Genomic DNA, 16826 nt, shown 5'->3' with positions numbered 1-16826 from the left:
TCCGTTTCTGCGGGAAATACAAAATATATAGGATAACGTAAAACTTATACTTTCTTGTATTCTAAAATAGAGTTCATTTATAATTGAGCGCCCTCGAAGGGAAGCCGTCAGGCTTCCCTTTTCTTGTTTTTTAGATTACACTATTCAAACGATATTTTTATATAAAGGAGACAGCTAATGACAACGAAGACTAATGGCCGTCCCCCTGAGGCTGTATACATTCATATCCCTTTTTGTACCAATAAGTGCTTTTATTGTGATTTTAATTCCTATGTACTCAAGGATCAGCCAGTTATGGATTATCTCGAAGCTTTGGATCGGGAGATGGAGCAGACCGTCAAGAACACCCCTCCGGGTGTTATCAAAACGATCTTCGTCGGCGGAGGCACACCCACTGTTTTAAAACCTGATGAAATGGCTTATTTCTTAAAGTCTGTTCGTACGCATTTCCCAAACTGGGATAAAGATATTGAGTTCTCTATGGAAGCTAACCCTGGAACAACGGATCTGGACAAGCTGACGGTTATGAAAGAAGGTGGCGTGAACCGGGTGAGCTTTGGCGTTCAAGCATTTCAAAACGAGCTGCTCACAGGCATCGGCCGGATTCATAATGTAGATGATGTATACCGGAGCTTAGAGAATGCACGTGCAGTTGGACTTAATAATCTTTCGGTTGACCTGATGTTTGGGTTGCCTAATCAAACTGTGGAGATGTTGGGCGAAAGTATCCGCAAGGCGTTGGAGCTGGATCTACCCCACTATTCTATTTACAGCTTGAAGGTGGAGGAGAATACTCTTTTTCACACGCTGTTTAATAAGAACAAGCTTCCTCTTCCTAATGAAGAAGATGAATTACAAATGTACCTCCTGTTGATGTCCTCTATGAAGGAAGCTGGTTACAATCAATACGAGATCAGTAACTTCGCAAAACCAGGAATGGAGAGCCGCCATAATATCACCTACTGGCGTAATGAAGATTATTATGGTCTAGGAGCAGGAGCGCATGGATATGTGGGGCGTCAGCGGCATATTAATGTTAAGGGCGTAAATCCATATGTAGAAGCAACACGTAAAGGGCTGCCACGACTGGATGCATACCCAATCTCAGAAGCAGAAGCGATGGAAGACTTTATGATGGTCGGCTTGCGTATGCATGAGGGCGTCTCTAATGAAGCTTTTCAGGCGCAATTCGGGCGTTCAATAGAGGAAGTATTCGAGAAATCCTTGCATAAAATGCTGCATGCAGGGCTGTTGGAACAAGAAGCAGGAGTTTACCGACTCAGCAAGCAAGGAATCTTGTTTGGGAACGATGTTTTTGCTGAATTTGTAGGCGCCCTGACAGAAGTTTAATTTTAAAATACCCCTTGAATTGTAATTCACTCTGTTGTATATTTATTCATATTATCAACAGAGGGGTGAACCAAAGTGCTTGCCAAGACGGAAATGATTCGCCATTCGTCTCCAGCGGGAGACGCACAGGTGATTTGTAGAAATGCTGTGGTAGAAGACGTTGAGCCATTGTATCTAATGATAGAAGAGTATGCCCAGCGCGGCATCATGTTGCCCCGTTCCCGGCAGGCGCTGACACGCCAGATCGATCAATTCGTAGTTGCTGAAATCGAAGGCAGATTCGTAGGCTGTGGTTCACTTTTTAAACTCGGGAATGATCTCGTAGAGATTCGTTCGATTGGGTTGAATGATGAAGGTAAGGGTAAAGGCGTAGGCTCCATGATATTGGCGAAGCTGGTCGAGGAAGCTAGGAACCAGAAAATCCCAAAGGTTATGGCACTAACCTATGCTGTTGATTTTTTTCTTAGAAATGGATTTGAAGTCGTCCAGAAAGAGATTTTTCCTGAAAAAGTATGGACAGATTGCGTGAATTGTAAAAAGCAGCATGCCTGCGATGAAATAGCAGTGCTTAAGATACTGAACTGACTTGACAATGTCAATGTCAGTTTGGTATTTTTGTATTAGTGGTTAGCACTCATCTGAGTCGAGTGCTAACGAATCGGAGCCACAGCCGATAGGAGGGAATAACATGTTAACTGATCGCCAGAGAATGATACTAAATGCAATTGTGGATGATTATATTTCATCGGCAGAGCCAGTAGGATCTCGCAGCATTTCTAAACGGGGAGATGTAGGATACAGTCCGGCTACGATTCGAAATGAAATGGCTGACCTGGAGGATTTAGGTTATCTCGAGCAGCCTCATACATCGGCGGGAAGAATTCCTTCCCATAAAGGATACCGATATTATGTGGATCATTTGGTACCGTGGAATTCCGCCGAAACGGCAGAAATGGGCACGATCCGCGCTTTTTTTGCCGAGAAGCTAAATGCAATGGAGCAGGTAATCCAACATGCGGCGATGATTCTTTCCAATATGACGAATTATACTTCCATCCTGCTGGGACCGGAGGTTTTTCATACTTCATTGCGTCATTTTCAGTTGTTACCACTAGATGATTCAACCGCTGTGGCCATTATCGTCACAAGTACGGGGCAAGTTGAGAATCGTACGGTGAACATTCCGCCGGAGATTTCTGTTTCCGAGATGGAGAAAGTGGTTAACCTACTGAATAGTAAACTGGTCAATGTACCACTCTATAAGCTGAAGACTCGGCTCTATTCCGAGCTTGGCGAAGAAATGCAGCGTCACATCTCACATTATGAAGAATTAATGCAGGTGCTGGACACCGCGCTGGAAAGCGATCAAGAGCAGCGCATCTATCTCAGCGGAGCAACGAATATGCTGACACAGCCTGAGTTCAAAGATGTAGACAAGGTGAAGAGTATTCTTGATCTGCTGGAAGAGACACCGACACTGCTCAAAATGCTGGCCCCTACAGTGGGTGGCACAGGTATTCAAGTACGAATAGGAACAGAAAACAATCACGAAGCGTTCGCTAACTGTAGTCTGATCACCGCCACTTATTCACTTGATGGGCAGGCACTAGGCAGCATTGGAATCCTTGGGCCGACCCGTATGGAATATGCAAGAGTGATGGGGATCTTGGGCATTTTATCCCGAGATTTGACAGCGATGCTGGCGCACTGGTATAAGTGAACAGAGTCAACATGATTTCGTGAATGATTTTAAGGAGGTGAAGACAACTTGAAAAAGGAACAAGTTCAAGATTCTAATGAATTCAAAGAGGAATTGATCAATGAGGAGCCTGTGGCTGAAGTAGTCTCAGATGCCGACTCATTTACAGCTGAAAACGTTAGTGAAGGTGCTTCAGATACAGGTGCTGAGGTGAAACGCCTACAGGATCTTGCTGATGAATATCAAGGTCGTGCACTGCGTGCACAAGCTGATTTTGATAACTTCCGTCGTCGTACCCAGAAGGAAAAAGAAGAGTTGGCTCAATATGCTACCTCCAAGCTCCTGACGGAATTGCTTTCCGTGCTGGACAATTTCGAGCGTGCGTTAGTCACTACTCCAGCTAATCCTGAATCCGAAGCTTTCGCGAAGGGCGTTAATATGATTTTCCGTCAGCTGGATGGGGTATTGAAGGCTGAGGGGCTTACAGCTATGGAAACAGTAGGACAGCCTTTTAATCCTGAATACCATCAGGCTATTATGCAGGTTGAGAGCGAGGAGTACGAAGAGGGTATCGTTACAGAAGAGGTTCAAAAAGGATATCTTCTGAAAGATAGAGTTCTTCGTCCGGCCATGGTCAAAGTCAGCATGTAGTCTGTCTATATAGGACGGGCAGTTTCTGCTCGCCATAAAGCAGCAGTGCTTTTGCCTACTATTTATCCGATTGCAGGCTGTTGCCCGGATAGTTTATTATCAATCGAATTTTTTTGATATTTTTATAAATTTATTGAGCTTAGGCTCCATATAACTTTAGAGGAGGCAAATTATTGTGAGTAAAGTTATCGGTATTGACTTAGGAACCACGAACTCTTGCGTTGCCGTTATGGAAGGCGGCGAAGCCGTAGTAATTCCAAACCCAGAAGGCGCGCGTACAACCCCTTCGGTTGTAGGCTTTAAGAAAGACGGCGAGCGTATCGTCGGTGAAACGGCTAAACGCCAAGCGATTACTAACCCTGATCGTACGATCAGCTCTGTTAAACGTCACATGGGTACTAACCACAAAGAAAGCATTGATGGTAAAGACTACTCCCCACAAGAAATTTCGGCAATGATTCTGCAAAAACTGAAATCCGATGCAGAGGCTTATCTTGGCCAAACTGTTACTCAAGCAGTTATCACTGTTCCTGCTTATTTTAATGACAGCCAACGTCAAGCTACCAAAGATGCAGGTAAAATTGCAGGTTTGGAAGTTCTGCGTATTGTGAACGAGCCAACAGCAGCAGCTTTGGCATATGGTCTGGAGAAATCCGAAGATCAAACCATTCTAGTCTATGACCTTGGTGGCGGTACTTTTGACGTATCCATCCTTGAACTTGGTGATGGCTTCTTCGAAGTAAAAGCTACAAGCGGCGACAACAAGCTGGGTGGCGACGACTTTGACCAAGTGGTTATGGATTACCTGGTATCCGAATTCAAAAAAGAGCAAGGCATTGATCTGAGCAAAGATAAATCTGCTGTACAACGTTTGAAAGATGCAGCTGAAAAAGCGAAAAAAGAATTGTCAGGCGTACTGACAACAACTGTATCGCTTCCGTTCATCACTGTGGTTGACGGCGTACCTCAGCACTTAGAGATCAACTTGACTCGTGCGAAATTTGATGAACTGACTGCTGGTCTGGTAGAACGTACTTTGGGACCAACTCGTCAAGCATTGTCTGATGCTGGCATGACCCCTGCAGACCTTACTAGAATCGTTCTGGTTGGTGGTTCTACACGTATCCCAGCTGTACAAGATGCTATCAAAAAGCTTACTGGCAAAGAACCACACAAAGGTGTGAATCCGGATGAAGTAGTAGCTCTTGGTGCTGCTGTTCAAGCGGGTGTATTGACTGGTGATGTTAAAGACGTTGTATTGCTTGACGTAACTCCGCTTTCCCTGGGTATCGAAACTGCAGGTGGCGTGTTCACGAAGATGATCGAGCGTAATACTACGATTCCTACAAGCAAATCCCAAGTATTCTCAACCTTTGCTGACAACCAACCTAGCGTAGAAATTCACGTGCTGCAAGGTGAGCGTCAAATGGCAAATGGCAACAAGACACTGGGACGCTTCATGCTGAACGAGATTCCACCAGCACCACGTGGCGTGCCACAAATCGAAGTTTCTTTCGATATTGATGCCAACGGTATCGTAAATGTATCTGCAACAGATAAAGGCACGAACAAGAGCCAAAAAATCACTATCACTTCTTCCAGCGGCCTGAGCGACGCAGAAGTAGAACAAATGATGAAGGATGCCGAGCTTCACGCTGAGGAAGACCGTAAGCGTAAAGAACTGGTAGAAGCGAAGAACGGTGCTGACCAACTCGTGTATTCTACTGAAAAAGTAATTAAAGACCTTGGTGATAAAGCTGATGCTTCTGATGTTGAAAAAGCAAATGAAGCTAAAGATAAAGTTAAAGCAGCACTTGAAACTGACAATCTTGAAGAAATCAATGCAGCTACAGAAGCATTGACTGAGATTGTACAACAGTTATCCATGAAGCTGTACGAACAAGCTGCTCAAGCTGAGCAAGGTGCTGAAGGTGGCGCTGGAGCCGCTGAAGGCGCTCCTAAAAAAGATAATGTAGTTGACGCTGACTATGAGGTTGTTGACGAAGATAAGAATCAAGGGTAACCTTATACGATAAGTGTAATAGGAAACTGATAAATTCTTATATAGTGTAAGAAGGGAAGGTCAAAACCGGGTCATCCCGTGTTTTGACTTTCCTTTTGTAATATCAGATTGCACACTCTTTGCGAATGCGCCTTCTGATATTGTAAGAATAAACATCGCTGAATCTGGATGGTCAGATCCTGAGGTTTTATCGTATAATGGTTTGTTTGACAGGTAATAAGGAATTTGAGTATGTATGCACGGAGGTGAAAGCAGTGGCAGATAAACGCGATTATTATGAAGTGCTTGGCCTTAGTAGAGATGCTTCAGACGATGAGGTGAAAAAAGCGTACCGGAAATTGGCGCGCCAATATCACCCAGACGTGAATAAAGCAGATGACGCTGAAGCTAAGTTTAAGGAAGTAAAAGAAGCTTATGATGTTCTTAGTGATGGACAACAGCGAGCTAGATATGACCAATATGGCCATATTGACCCTAACCAAGGTATGGGCGGCTTCGGAGGCGGCGGTGGTGGCGACTTCGGAGGACTTGGCGATATCTTTGATATGTTCTTTGGAGGCGGCGGACGCCGTGATCCTAACGCACCGCAGCGCGGTGGGGATTTGCAGTATACCATGACCATTGAATTCAAGGAAGCGGTATTCGGCAAAGAAACCGATATTACTATTCCACGCACAGAAACTTGCGATACCTGCTACGGCTCCGGGGCTAAACCGGGCACTAAACCAGAGACTTGTTCCGTATGTCATGGTAGTGGACAACAGGAATTCGTACAGAATACACCGCTTGGACAGATGCGTAATCGTCGTCCTTGTTCACATTGCAGTGGTACAGGTAAGATTATTAAGGAAAAATGTACGACTTGCGCCGGACAGGGTAAGGTTAAAAAGCAACGCAAGATCCATGTGCGCATCCCTGCCGGTGTTGATGACGGTGCACAGCTGCGCATGACTGGCGAAGGGGAAGGCGGCTTACGCGGCGGTCCTGCTGGAGACTTGTATATTGTTATCCGTGTTAAATCGCATGATTTCTTCGTGCGTGAGAACGATGATATTATGTGCGAGGTTCCACTTACGTTTGCACAGGCAGCACTTGGTGATGAGATTGAAATTCCAACCTTAACCGAAAAAGTGAAGCTGAAGATTCCTGCCGGAACGCAAACAGGCACTTTCTTCCGCCTCAAAGGTAAAGGTGTTCCACGTCTGCGTGGATCTGGCCAAGGTGATCAGCATGTACGAGTAATTGTTGTGACACCTAGCAAGCTCAATGAAGAGCAAAAAGAATTGCTACGCCAGTTCGCTTCTCTGAACGGAGAAAACACACATGAGCACGAGCAGTCCTTCTTTGATCGTGTGAAACGTGCGTTTCGCGGGGACTGATAACCTAACTCATTCATTCAGTAAATGAATAGAAAAAGACAGCAGAGCAGCGATCCTCCCGTTATTGGGGGATCGCTGCTCTGCGTTTTTGTTTAGCATGAGATTATGGCAGGGCCATTTAACTTACCCCATGCAATTCTTTGGTTGAGCTGTAATGCTGGAACCTGCGGAATTCTGCGTGTAGGGCTAACTCGGCCAATCCCGTAACCCCGGCAAACCTGGTAAACCCGTTAAATTCGGTGACCCCGGTAAACCCTGGCAAGCCCGTCAACCTCGGCCGACCCGCGAACCGCGAACCGCGAACCGCGAACCGCGAACCGCGAACCGCGAACCGCGAACCGCGAACCGCGAACCGCGAACCGCGAACCGCGAACCGCGAACCGCGAACCCTTAACCTTGGAACACCCGACTGGTCTCCAGCTTTTTTAAACACACTATATGCTTTGAATTATCTACGTGGGCTTACGGACCCAGTTGACGCTATTTGCACATTTTTCTCCTTTTGAGCGAAGTTTCGGACTCCAGTGCAGCTATTGCTCAGAAAAGCGCTCATGATTGGTGTTTTACGTGCTAATAGTGACTATGGGGTCCGTTAGCATGGCAAATGTCGCATAATTCAGTGTTTAAGTGCAACTGAGTCCGATAGCGCTGAGAATAATCTTCTGCGTGGATAGGACCCGGAAGACGCTGGAGGCATACGGACCCAGTTGACGCTATTTGCACATTTTTCTCCTTTTGAGCGAAGTTTCGGACTCCAGTGCAGCTATTGCTCAGAAAAGCGCTCATGATTGGTGTTTTATGTGCTAATAGTGACTATGGGGTCCGTTGGCATGGCAAATGTCGTATAATTCAACGTTTAAGTGCAACTGAGTCCGATAGCGCTGAGAATAATCATCTGAGTGGATAGGACCCAGAAGATGCTGGAGGCATACGGACTCAGCTGACGCTATTTGCACATTTTTCTCCTTTTGAGCGAAGTTTCGGACTCCAGTGCATCTATTGCCTAGAAAAGTGCTCATATTTGGTGTTTTTCGTGCTAATAGCGACTATGAGGTCCGATGGCATGGCAAATATCGCATAATTCAACGTTTAAGTGCAACGGTGTCCGATAGCGCTGAGAATAATCATCTGAGTGGATAGGACCCGGAAGACGCTGGAGGCTTACGGACCCAGTTGACGCTATTTGCACATTTTTCTCCTTTTGAGCGAAGTTTCGGACTCCAGTGCAGCTATTGCTCAGAAAAGCGCTCATGATTGGTGTTTTACGTGCTAATAGTGACTATGGGGTCCGTTAGCATGGCAAATGTCGCATAATTCAACGTTTAAGTGCAACGGTGTCCGATAGCGCTGAGAATAATCATCTGAGTGGATAGGACCCGGAAGACGCTGGAGGCATACGGACCCAGTTGACGCTATTTGCACATTTTTCTCCTTTTGAGCGAAGTTTCGGACTCCAGTGCAGCTATTGCTCAGAAAAGCGCTCATGATTGGTGTTTTACGTGCTAATAGTGACTATGGGGTCCGTTAGCATGGCAAATGTCGCATAATTCAGTGTTTAAGTGCAACTGAGTCCGATAGCGCTGAGAATAATCATCTGAGTGGATAGGACCCGGAAGACGCTGGAGTCTTGTGGACTCAGCTGATGCTATTTGCAAATTTATCGCCTTTTGAGCGAAGTTTCGGACTCCAGTGCAGCTATTGCCCAGAAAAGCGCTCATGATTGGTGTTTTACGTGCTAATAGTGACTATGGGGTCCGTTAGCATGGCAAATGTCGCATAAATCAGCGTTTTAGTGCAACGGCGTCCGATAGTTGTCTCGTATGCGCCGCAGATGTGACCTTAAGACGAGAAAGCCCCAGCAGCCAAATGGCTGCTGGGGCTTTCTTTGAGAGTTCAACTAGATACTGTTTAAGAACGTAGGTCCTCAAACACGCGGCTCAGAATCGTTGCTGCTTGTGCACGAGTCAGAGTGCCTTGTGGATTGAAGTTGTCTGCACCAACGCCCTTGAGATAACCTTTGCTTACAGCATAGGCTACGGCGTTACGTGCTTCTGCAGCGATGTTGTCGGCATCCTTAAAGCTCAAAGGAGTCTTAGCTACTGTAAGATCAGCGCCTAGCGCCTCAGCAATGATAAGGGCTGCTTCTTCGCGAGTCAGCACATCGCGTGAACCACTTTGTTTGATACGTGCATTCCAAGTGTCACCTTTTCCGAGTAGACGGTCGAAGAGTGTTAGCAGTTCCGCTTGATTTAAGGTGTCAGCAGGCTTGAAGCTGCCATCGGTTCCTTTGCCGGCAATGATGCCATGAGCAGCAAGAACTTCGATATCGCCTTTAGCCCAGTGTATGCCGATATCCTTGAAGCTTACATTACGGGATGCCACGCTATAAGAGCCGTCACCAGTAACTGTAAACTGTAGAATACCTTCTTTAGAGAAAGATCCAGGTTGCAGATAGGACCATTTATGATCCTTTGTTTCTGCATAGGCGGCAGTTTTTCGAGCATCACGTAGACTGCTGTCTTTCAGATTAAGCTGAAGGGTAATCGGCTTTCCGGTTGTCCAACCATTTTTGATGGTAAGAATGGAAGAACCAATATTGATCGCAGCTGAGCTTCCTGATAACACTGCTGCATCACTAACATCAGCCAGACTTATCGTAAGCAACAAACCACTGCTGCTAATGAAATCCGGAAGGGTTGCTGCTGGAATAAGAACATTGAACCCATTACCGTTAAGGCTGAGTGCATTCTCCGATTTCTTCAACTGTTCAGCTTGCGCCGGGGTAAGCGTAATAACAACTTGGCTATACTTATTGAAATTCACATCGCTAAGATCAAGTACAGAAGTCTTATCTTTTGCATTCTGGATCGAATTTGTTAATGCAGCATCTAAGATGTTAAACACCGCTGAAGGTTTACCATCAGCTGGATCGGCTGTCTCTACTAGCTTCCCGGATTTCAAAGAAGATCCAGGAGTGGGAGTGCTGGTTGCTGTAGGTACATACGACTCAGAAGATGGAGACGATGTAGGCGATGGTGTTTCTGTTGGATCTGGCGATGGTGTCGGTGTTGGTGTTGGTGTTTCTGTTGGATCTGGCGTTGCTGATGGCGTTGGTGTTGGTGTCGGCGTTGGTGTCGGTTTTTCAGGTGTGCTTACAGTTACACTTACTGTTCTCAAACCAGACGGGATAGTTGATGTTGTGGCATCATTCCAAATCTGGACATCATATAGCTCAAAGGAATAATCTCCTGCTGTTGCTGGTTCAAAGGTTATTTGGGCTAGTGAGCCAGAGCCGTGATAAGCACCTCCTGACAGATTGACACTATATTGTGTCAGTTTGTGGCCGTCTCCAAGGTCATACGTTTGTGAATATTCTGTAAGTGGAACACTAGAGAAATGCTCCTCTTGATACGTAACCAGCTGTACGCTTGGCTGGATTACCGGTGTTTCAAGGGAATCATCGTATATGACACCGAATGAAGCCCCATAGACGCCATAAACCTCGTCTGTCACGGAATAATCTAAATCAACGGTCACAGATTGTCCTACTTCAATGGTGGATGCAGAAAGAGCCGGAGTTACTGTGAAAGTACCGTCCCCTGTGCTATAAAGCAGCCGCTGAACGTAATCATCGTCGTCTGCACCATTGCCAACTTTATCGACCACATGGACTTTGTACTCATTTAGCCCCTCGTTAACTGGAACATCAATGGTAAAGGCACCGTTATTTGCAATTACACCGCCAAATTTATAAGCATTCCCATCATAATGTTTGCCTTCGGCATATACGGTAAACCAGTTTCCAATAGGGTTTGTATTAGAAATATAATAGGCCATTAGGTCATCATCAATGAAACCACTAATTTGTGCCACGCCAGGATCGGTTGGCGCTTCGCGTTCATACTCCTCAATGGTGATGCCGGAAACTAGCGGCTTCTCGGTATCAATTGTGAACTCGGCCTTTTGTTTCTCGAGCAGCTGCCCATTGGGAAGCACAGGAATGATGTAGTAGTGACCATCTGCTAAAGTAGACTTGGCGGAGGTCTCCAGGTCTGTTAATGTTCCATCCCAATTTGGAACTTCGTATACACCACGATAGATCTTCTCATCGATCGCATAAACTTCACCTAAAACTGTTGCAGGAGCATCTTTTGAAGAGGCTACGAAACTTATGCCTTCCAGCTCTTCATTAACAGAAAAGGTAAAGGTGGTGTCGTCTGAGCGACCATCCCTATTAGGTGAAATTTGTGGACTTTCAAAAGAGAGCTGATTAATAGGTGCTACATTAAATTGGTCACCTACAACAACGTTAAATGGCAGACGAAGGGTTTCTGTACCAGAGGTAAGTAACAGGATGCCTTCATATGCGCCCTCTTTTGCTGTTTTAGATACATTGAGTGTAAATTGTGCATATTGATCTACACCTGAGGTAACGTTGTGTGGTGCAAAATCAATACTAATATCACTAGGCACTTCTGTCAGCCATTTGTTGGAAAGGGTGTATGTTTCTCCATTCCCTTTAAAGTCCTCTACATAGACAGCTTTCGTTACGGTAACACCCTTTGGCTGTAAGCCGAAGGATAAGGAACCTGTGTAATAAGGGATCTCAACAGTACCGGGAAGTCCACTATTAAGGATCTCACCGACTTTAGCGATGGATTTAGCGTTTATTGACTTCTCCAGATTAATTAAACCTGCACCTTGTTGGTACAAGGAGTAAGAATTCCCATCACGGTTAAAGATAGGATCAGCATTGTTCATCAGCAGGGCTTTAATTTCATTTGGCTTTAGATCAGAGTTTTTACTCAGTAACAAGGCCACAGCTCCTACAACGTGTGGAGTTGCCATACTAGTGCCATTTTTTAAGCCGAAAGCATGGTCATAGTTCCCATCCCAGCTAGGGATCGTCGAGTTGATATTGACTCCGGGCGCTACAACATCAGGTTTTATTAGATAATCGGGCATCCCCGGACCCATAGAACTGAAGTTTGCTAACTGATTTACTTCAAGCGCTATATAGTAACTGATTATATCTTTAGCAGCAGCGATCTGAGTTTTTATTTTTTTGCCATCGGCTTGACTGATTCCGTAGGTAGGAATGTAATCCCCAGGCGCACCAAGGGTGGGGCTGATTTCACCAGGCTCATTATTGGCAATCAGCAAAAGCTTCGCACCAGCAGCTTTGGCATTAAGAGATTTGTCTGAGAAGCTCAGCGAGCCACGATCAACAAGCACTACCTTATCTTTGACATCCAGATTTTTGTAATCGGAAGGACTTCCAAGACCAGCGAAAACGATCTTACTGCCAGCAATATTATCGATTAAATCTGGGGAGTAACTGGCTAATGTCCCGGGAATCTTTTTAACATCGCCAATATCAAAGAAAGGGGTATTTATCGGAGTAGTAGAAGCTCCAACACTAAGCGCGAGTTGGGCACCAGCGGGTTCGCCCAGTGTTCCTGCATCCGGTCCAGCGTTACCGGCGGCAACAATAACGTTCACGCCCGATTTTACGGTATTGTCTATCGCGATTGAACTCGCGGAATAGCTTTGGTTGACACTAGAGCCTAGAGAAAGGTTAATAACATCTGCTCCGTCATCGACCGCTTTCTCAATACCTGCAATTACATCTGCTGTGGAACCAGATCCATAGGGACCAAGTACGCGATACGCATACAATTCTACCTCAGGTGCCACATCTAAAATTGTCCCGGCAACGTGTGTACCATGCGAGGTTTCGTAAGGAGTGCCTGCTCTTGGAGGGAAGTTAGCATCAGGGGCTGTTTCAGCCGGATCATTATCCTGATCATATACATCATAGCCGCCCTTATAATTATCTTTTAACAAAGGGTGATTCTTATCAATACCAGTATCGACAACAGCTACCTGTACATCCTTGCCTGTGTACCCTAAATCATGTAGTTTGTCCGCGCCTATTAGCTTACCGCTGTCTGAATAGGAACGTGTAGCAGGTAATGTCGCCACTTCAACACTGTCTGCTAGTGCATGTACTTCTTCATTTGGATAGATAGCCGAAACGCCTGGAAGCTCTAACAGCTTGTTTACTTGATTGGCTGGCAGCGTAATGGAATACCCGTTAAAAATCTCACTGTATTCAAAACCGATATCGGCATCGATTTTCTGTGTTGAGGAAATAAAGCTTTTATGCTCTGAGATAATTTTACTGCGTTGTGAGGAGACTGAGGATCGTAAAGAATAAGTTTTTGCCTCATTTACATACACACTGACTGGTTTATTAGTCAATTCCACAATTACTGAAACTGGTGCTGAACCTTTGAGTACTCCAGCATAGTTATGAGGGGTTACACTTTGTGACTGTACATCCGTAACCAGGGTTGAAGATTCAAGGGATGAGTTCGCAAATGCAGCTGATGGAAAAAGAACAGACACAGCCAGTCCGAAGCTTGCCGCTCCAATACCAAATCTTTGAATAGAGTGTTTAAAGGTACGTTTCAAATAAGTTCATCCTCCCAAATGATTTTTTTTGTATTGCAATGTGTCTGTGGTTCTCCTCCTCAAAATAAAATGTAAAAAATTATGAAAATTAAATTTATTCTACAGCTATAACTTCAAATCGAATATACAACTTTAGTACCATATTGCAGCGAAGCGTTGAGGAAAATGTCGAATTCCCAGTAGATAAGTGGAATATAAGAAAATCAGAGCATAAAACAAGTGAAATTAAGACAATATAAATGAATGCAACAGATATCTGAATTTCAAGCGAGAGCGGGGATAAGATGTCGGAAAGATATATTTTGGCATATTTTAAAAGTCCAGAGGAAGCCGAAGGCGTCGCGCGCAAGCTTCGTGCACTTCGGGCCATTGAAGTTTCCATTGATCGCTTCAGTAGATATGGAGGTACCAGCTTTAGCTCAGGGGTAAATCCGGTGACAGGCAATGTGGCCAGAATGGACTCCATGACTGCTGAGCATGCACACACAGGCATACTTGCAGCTGCGGACACCAGCTCTAGCGGGATGAGTCATGGTGGTAACGGTGGTCCAACGGGGAGAGATATTTTGCTTACGGTTATTGTGCATACGGAGTCCTACGATCAGACTCTGCGCTTAATTGAAGAAGCAGGCGGGATGGTCTGATCAGGCACTTCATAAAGTAAGAAGAAAGGAGACGAACAATGGATAGAGAAAACTCACAAATCTTCTCCAAGACGGAGAAATTGAAAATGTTATATGAAGCTAAAGCGGAGGATGTAGAATTCTCGGCAGCGGAAGCCGATCTTGATGATATTGAAGCTCAGGATCGCGCACAAGAAGCGGACAAACGTCAGCTGAATGAGATTATGAAGAAAGAATAGCAGCTAAAAAAGCTAAGACGGATACCTCACTTTGTGGGGTATTTTTGCGTTTGGGCATGTATAATTAGGGCGAAGAGCTTAAGTGTGGGGGGAGAAGATGGATAACGTTATTTTGTGGACAGGATTAGCCTTATTGATCGCACTATTAACCTATTTGAACCAGAAGCAGTTGTACTCTCCAAAAGTAAAGCGGGCCTATCGTGAGTTGCGGGAGCTGACAGAGAAGGTTCGTATGGAGCGCTCTGAGGCGAGCGATTTGTATCGATGGGAAGCAGAATTAACCGAACTAGAGAATCATCCGAACGAACTGAATAAATTGGATGCCGAAATTAGGTTTCATCACGCATTTTTGTTATATCTTGAACGTCACTACCCTTCAGACCCAAGGATTATTGGTTTGAAGCAAGCTGACGCATATCAGAAGGATATGGTTTTGGGGATTAAAATAAAAGATTATAAATCCATTAAGTAAGATAATTTTGAATGTGTGTACAATGGGAAAAGGAAAATATCCGTACAGGTCGCAGACAATTGCTTCATGAGGCGAAGGTAAGCGTGGCTTGCTGCGCCGCAGTCTGGCTGGAGTGGATTTGATTCGGATGAACAGCCATACTTTGCTAAATGGATTGAGAATGAAAAAAAATGAAAATGAAATTGAGAGTTTGAACCCTAGCTGATATTTGCAGCTGGGGTTTTTGTTATGAGATCAGAAAAATGAACTAAGTTAGGCAAGTTTTTAGCTTATAAGTAAAGCTACCGCTAAGAAGAATTTGGGGGTCTCATAGTCGGGGTAGCTGTAGATACTTTTCTGTTGGAATCGGGTAACAATTTCGGCATGCTTGAGGTGGAAAATGATTAATTAGGGAAAACCTCCCTCGTTTTTTCTCTAAATGCTCGAAAAAATGAGTTTTTAGGGAAAACATCCCTGAAAATCCCCCAAAAAGATAGAAAAAGGCCTGATTTCATGAGTTTTTGGGGAGAATTTCCCTAAAAGATAGATCAACCTTCGAATCTTGCACATCATTAGGGATGTTTTCCCTAATCGTCATCACTTTCAAGTATATTAAGGTCTGCAGATGTTATAAATATTTTAAGTGAAATAGCTAATTTCACACTACAGATTAAGGATGTATAATTGTTCGAATATACTAACTACGACCAATCAACTATTGAATTTTTTCAGGGGGAATTAGAATGGGGCTGGTACACTCTCAAGGAGTTACTGATGAGCTTGTTGTTAGGTCTTTAGAAAGAAATTTAGCTATTATCCGGTTTGACCTTGATCGCCGAGTTGCTTATGTGAATGAGGTTTTTGCAAATTCCATGGGATATAAAAAAGATGAAATGTACGGAATGCATCATAAAGAGCTCTGTTTTCCACATTTCGCAGATAGCCCAGGTTACGAACGGTTTTGGCAGGATCTTTTTACAGGGAAGAGTTTTCAGGATAAGATCGAACGAATGGATTCGAAAGGAAATGCGGTTTGGCTTGAAGCTACCTACATGCCAGTGTTTGATGAAAGCAATGAACAAGTCATCGGAGTATCTAAAATAGCAACTAATATTACCCAAAGACAAAGTAACATGAGTAATGTTGTGCAACGGATGCAAGAGATGGCAGACAGCTTGAATCAAAGAGCAGATTTAGGTATTGAGCGCAGTCAAGAATTATTACGAAGCATCAACAAAATCGCCGAAGTATCGATAGAAAATACACAAACTCTAACTAATCTTGAAAAGCAAGCTGTAGCGATTCATAGCATCGTGCAAACGATTCGCGATATTGCTTCGCAAACGCAATTATTAGCCCTAAATGCTGCTATTGAGGCAGCGCATGCCGGGGAGTATGGGCGAGGTTTTGACGTAGTGGCAAAAGAAGTAAGAAAATTATCTTCCATGGTACAAGATTCGATCATAAAGGTACGGGATAGTGTAGATGCGATCACGCTGGAAATTGGAAAGATCTCTATAGGTACAAATCAAGTGCAAGAAAGTATAGAAGATAGTCAGCAGCAGGTTCTGGTGGCGTTGGAGGATTTTTCGAAAATTGCTTCTTCTGCACAAAATCTCGACACACAAGCGCGCGAGGTTATGGATATCCTTTAATTGTTAATATGTATGTTGATAGATTGAATATCAGCAAAAAAGGGTCGGTCTCCTACTTGCGAGAGATAGACCCTTTTAATTGTTGGTACTATCCGATTTTGTTAACAATCAATGTAGGAATTCATATATCTATGATTTATGATGACTCCGTTAACTCCGGTGTTACCAGAAGCACCAATCGCGCCCGTAGCTCCCGTCACTCCAGTAACTCCGGTTTCCCCAATCGCCCCATCAGAGCCAGTCCCACCTTTAGCCCCTGTCACCCCAGTCGCTCCAGTT

The 16826-nt window shown here is 44.6% G+C and carries 12 protein-coding genes; 10 read left to right on the top strand and 2 right to left on the bottom strand.

The window, feature by feature from the left end; all coding sequences use genetic code 11:
- Positions 1-177 precede the first annotated feature (177 nt).
- The 6 genes from hemW to dnaJ all read left to right on the top strand — a co-directional run bounded on the left by hemW (position 178) and on the right by dnaJ (position 7102).
- On the top strand, positions 178-1350 hold the full coding sequence (gene hemW, locus MKZ09_RS26325) for a radical SAM family heme chaperone HemW (RefSeq protein ID WP_076105910.1): 1173 nt from the start codon (positions 178-180) through the stop codon (positions 1348-1350).
- Between the two features lie 93 nt (positions 1351-1443).
- Entirely contained in the window at positions 1444-1935 is a 492-nt protein-coding gene (locus MKZ09_RS26320) for an N-acetyltransferase (RefSeq protein ID WP_051490987.1), read from the top strand.
- A gap of 103 nt (positions 1936-2038) precedes the next feature.
- Positions 2039-3070 (top strand): heat-inducible transcriptional repressor HrcA, encoded by a 1032-nt coding sequence (gene hrcA / locus MKZ09_RS26315; protein WP_076137368.1) that lies wholly within the window; start codon positions 2039-2041, stop codon positions 3068-3070.
- A 48-nt stretch (positions 3071-3118) separates the two neighbouring features.
- On the top strand, positions 3119-3700 hold the full coding sequence (gene grpE / locus MKZ09_RS26310; protein ID WP_036677491.1) for a nucleotide exchange factor GrpE: 582 nt from the start codon (positions 3119-3121) through the stop codon (positions 3698-3700).
- 175 nt (positions 3701-3875) lie between these two features.
- Positions 3876-5723, top strand: coding sequence for a molecular chaperone DnaK (gene dnaK / locus MKZ09_RS26305; RefSeq protein ID WP_036677488.1), 1848 nt, complete (start codon positions 3876-3878; stop codon positions 5721-5723).
- A gap of 254 nt (positions 5724-5977) precedes the next feature.
- Positions 5978-7102 (top strand): molecular chaperone DnaJ, encoded by a 1125-nt coding sequence (gene dnaJ / locus MKZ09_RS26300; protein WP_036677487.1) that lies wholly within the window; start codon positions 5978-5980, stop codon positions 7100-7102.
- A 1908-nt stretch (positions 7103-9010) separates the two neighbouring features.
- On the opposite strand, the gene MKZ09_RS26295 is transcribed toward dnaJ, so the two are convergent.
- On the bottom strand, positions 9011-13579 hold the full coding sequence (locus MKZ09_RS26295; protein WP_076205241.1) for a S8 family serine peptidase: 4569 nt from the start codon (positions 13577-13579) through the stop codon (positions 9011-9013).
- A gap of 284 nt (positions 13580-13863) precedes the next feature.
- Between MKZ09_RS26295 and MKZ09_RS26290 the strand changes: the two genes are divergently transcribed.
- The 4 genes from MKZ09_RS26290 to MKZ09_RS26275 all read left to right on the top strand — a co-directional run bounded on the left by MKZ09_RS26290 (position 13864) and on the right by MKZ09_RS26275 (position 16547).
- Positions 13864-14223, top strand: coding sequence for a hypothetical protein (locus MKZ09_RS26290; RefSeq protein ID WP_076205238.1), 360 nt, complete (start codon positions 13864-13866; stop codon positions 14221-14223).
- A gap of 38 nt (positions 14224-14261) precedes the next feature.
- Positions 14262-14441, top strand: coding sequence for a YfhD family protein (locus MKZ09_RS26285; RefSeq protein ID WP_036683923.1), 180 nt, complete (start codon positions 14262-14264; stop codon positions 14439-14441).
- A gap of 97 nt (positions 14442-14538) precedes the next feature.
- Positions 14539-14913, top strand: coding sequence for a hypothetical protein (locus MKZ09_RS26280; protein ID WP_076136607.1), 375 nt, complete (start codon positions 14539-14541; stop codon positions 14911-14913).
- 722 nt (positions 14914-15635) lie between these two features.
- The gene (locus MKZ09_RS26275; protein WP_076136605.1) at positions 15636-16547 is read left to right on the top strand and encodes a methyl-accepting chemotaxis protein; all 912 of its coding nucleotides are present in this window, start codon (positions 15636-15638) and stop codon (positions 16545-16547) included.
- A gap of 101 nt (positions 16548-16648) precedes the next feature.
- Here the strand turns inward: MKZ09_RS26275 and MKZ09_RS26270 are convergent, their stop codons facing one another.
- Positions 16649-16810 carry a hypothetical protein gene (locus tag MKZ09_RS26270; RefSeq protein WP_218643118.1) on the bottom strand — a complete coding sequence of 54 codons (162 nt, stop codon included), beginning with the start codon at positions 16808-16810 and terminating at the stop codon, positions 16649-16651.
- Positions 16811-16826 lie beyond the last annotated feature (16 nt).

It is taken from the genome of Paenibacillus sp. FSL R5-0908 (assembly GCF_038006245.1).
GTDB classification, from domain to species: Bacteria; Bacillota; Bacilli; order Paenibacillales; family Paenibacillaceae; genus Paenibacillus_AQ; species Paenibacillus_AQ odorifer.
This window is presented reverse-complemented; position numbering and strand designations above follow the sequence as displayed.